The organism is Phocaeicola sp. HCN-40430 (genome assembly GCF_037890285.1).
GTDB lineage: Bacteria > Bacteroidota > Bacteroidia > Bacteroidales > Bacteroidaceae > Phocaeicola > Phocaeicola acetigenes.
On sequence record NZ_JBBKBS010000046.1, the window covers coordinates 1 to 2,751 of the forward strand.

A 2,751-nucleotide genomic window follows, 5' to 3' on the forward strand; every position below is an offset into this window, starting at 1 on the left:
TACTAAACAGAAATATCGAGCTAAATTTATAGGTTATTTTATTATCCCATATTTTATTCAACTCATATTTCATACAGATGAAACTATTTAGGGTTTAATAAATGAAAAATCAAATATTAGACCCTAAAATCTATAAATTATTTTCAACTTTTCCATAATGGACAACAAGAACTCTCAAAAAAGAATTCTAAAAAACACAATATACCTATATATAAGATCCTTAGTATCTTTAATTATACAATTATATACTTCACGTATAGTCTTAAAAGCTTTAGGTATTGAAGACTTTGGTGTTTATCAAGTTATTGGAGGAATTGTCACAATGTTTTCATTTCTCAACAGCACAATGTCTGCTGCTACACAACGGTTTTTGTCATATGAAATGGGATTAAACAATTCTGAAAGGATACAAAAAGTATTCTCTACAGCTATAAATATTCATATAATTCTTGCTCTTTTTACATTTATTATTATAGAAATATTAGGCATAATACTTATAAAATCAAAAATTGACTTAGGTAATGTTGATACAACAACAGCTATATGGATTTTACATTTCACTTCTCTATCTCTAGTATTAACAATTACCAGTGTTCCATATAACAGTTTCTTAATATCAAAAGAAAATATGAGTTATTTTGCCTATATTGATATATTAGGGGCATTTTTAAAATTAATTGTAGCTTTAATTTTATTCGAATTAAATACCCATAGACTTATATGGTATGCTGTTTTACTCTTCATCGTTAGCTTCATAATAAGACTATTATATTCCTTTATCTGCCACATAAAATATAAAGAAGCAAGATATAATTTTTATTGGGATAAACAATTGGCTCATAATATGACAACCTTTTCAATATGGACTACTTTATCTGCTTTTTCATACATGATTAAATCACAAGGAATTTCTGTAATATTAAATTTCTTCTTCGGTCCTGTATTAAATGCAGCAATTGGAATTGCCAACCAAGTAAATGCCGCAGTAAAAACATTTTCACAAAATTTCCAAATGTCTTTTATGCCTCAAATTGTAAAAACCTATGCACAACAAGACTATAGTAATATGAATAAATTAATATATTCTGGAGCCAAATTATCTACATACTTGCTTATTGCAATATCAATTCCAATTATTCTTGAAATCAATTTTATTCTTAATTTATGGCTATCTCAAGTACCTCAATATGCTCCAATTATCATTTCACTTATTCTCATAGAATCAATAATCCAAACAATGACTTGCACGGGAAATACAGCCATAAGAGCTACCGGAAAAATAAAATGGTTTGAAATACTAACAAATGGAGTACAGCTAATAGCTATTCCTATTTTTTTATTGTATCTATCAATAAATAAAATATATTTTATACCTTTCGTTATCATCATACTTTCCATCATAATATCTAATATCATCAAATTATTTTTTATTCGTAAACATATAAAAGACTTCGATATTTATACATTTATAAAAGATATATTTATAAAACCCTGTTTGTTCATTTTGCTATCTATAATTATACCTTATTTACTAAAGTTTATAATAACTGAAGGAATCATTCGAGCTATTATAACATGCATTTCCTTTGAAGCTTTGCTCATTCTGGTAATATACAAGTATGGATTAAATAATTATGAAAAAGCTTTAATTCAAAACATTATAATTAAAATAACAAAACGATGAAATTAATTTTATTCAATACCAATATGGCTATAAACACTGTTTTAAGCCAAATATCCACAAAAGAGGAGTATATTATATTTACAGATTTAGAGAACATAGAAACATTCTTCAATTTTATTCAGTTTAATAATATACAACTCTTTAAAATTAAAAATACATATGGATGGAAAAATTTAATATCTCTTTATCAATCAAAATCATGGATAAAGTCATTTTTTAAAAAATACAAAATAGAAGAAATCATCTACTACCATCAGGCATATGGAGATTTTTTTAATTGGATTATAACATATGCCAACAAACAAAATATAAAAATAACATACAACAGAGTATTAAAAGATATTAGTTATCCTAGACTTCATTCTATTTGGGGATATTATGTATGGATAAAATACAAATTCTTGTTTAATACAGAAGTTATTATACAAAATAGAGGAAATCAAGTCATATTCCCTAAACTATCTCAATCATTTTTCAAAAAAAACAAAATTCAAGAACAATCTTTTACAATAGATTATCAAGCTTTAAAAAAAATATCCGAAAAACTATACAGACAACTTAATTTAAATATAACTTCTAACAGTGTACTACTTCTAACTGGCTCTGTAATTGCAAGTAAACAAGTTGATATAAATGAATATACAAATAAGACAAAATTACTAATTGAAAAGATAGGAAAAAACCATATAATATGTAAATGTCATCCTCGTTTTTCAGACGAGATAAGAGAAGAAAAAGAATTGCCACATATCCCAAATTTTATTCCTATGGAACTATTATTAGATTTTTTTCCTACTTACATAGGATATAACTCAACTATATTAGCACAAGCTGATAAATTAAATAAAACATCAATTTCGTTAATTGACTTTTATACGCCAATAAACAAGGAAAGAAAGGATCAATGGTATAACTATTTTAATAATACTAATATCAAATATATTAAAAACATACAAGAACTATCTAAGTATTTGAATATCAAAAAGTCTAATAAACAACATATATAGTCAAAATATACAACAAAAAATCACAACCCAAAATGTCCGATATAGGTCCAAATTCAAATT

Annotated in this window: 2 protein-coding genes; both read left to right on the top strand. The window is 25.2% G+C overall.

The genetic code is table 11. The features are described 5' to 3' along the window. Positions 1-157 precede the first annotated feature (157 nt). Positions 158-1,684 (top strand): oligosaccharide flippase family protein, encoded by a 1,527-nt coding sequence (locus tag WKU26_RS12450; RefSeq protein ID WP_340322280.1) that lies wholly within the window; start codon positions 158-160, stop codon positions 1,682-1,684. After that, positions 1,681-2,691: a hypothetical protein gene (locus WKU26_RS12455; protein ID WP_340322281.1), complete on the top strand. Its 1,011-nt coding sequence runs from the start codon at positions 1,681-1,683 to the stop codon at positions 2,689-2,691. The genes WKU26_RS12450 and WKU26_RS12455 overlap by 4 nt, the downstream gene beginning before the upstream one ends. Positions 2,692-2,751 lie beyond the last annotated feature (60 nt).

What these genes read in the sequence shown, in the direction of transcription:
- WKU26_RS12450 (WP_340322280.1), top strand. Translation starts at nt 158, where the DNA reads ATGGACAACAAGAACTCTCAAAAAAGAATTCTAAAAAACACAATATAC.
- WKU26_RS12455 (WP_340322281.1), top strand. Translation starts at nt 1,681, where the DNA reads ATGAAATTAATTTTATTCAATACCAATATGGCTATAAACACTGTTTTA.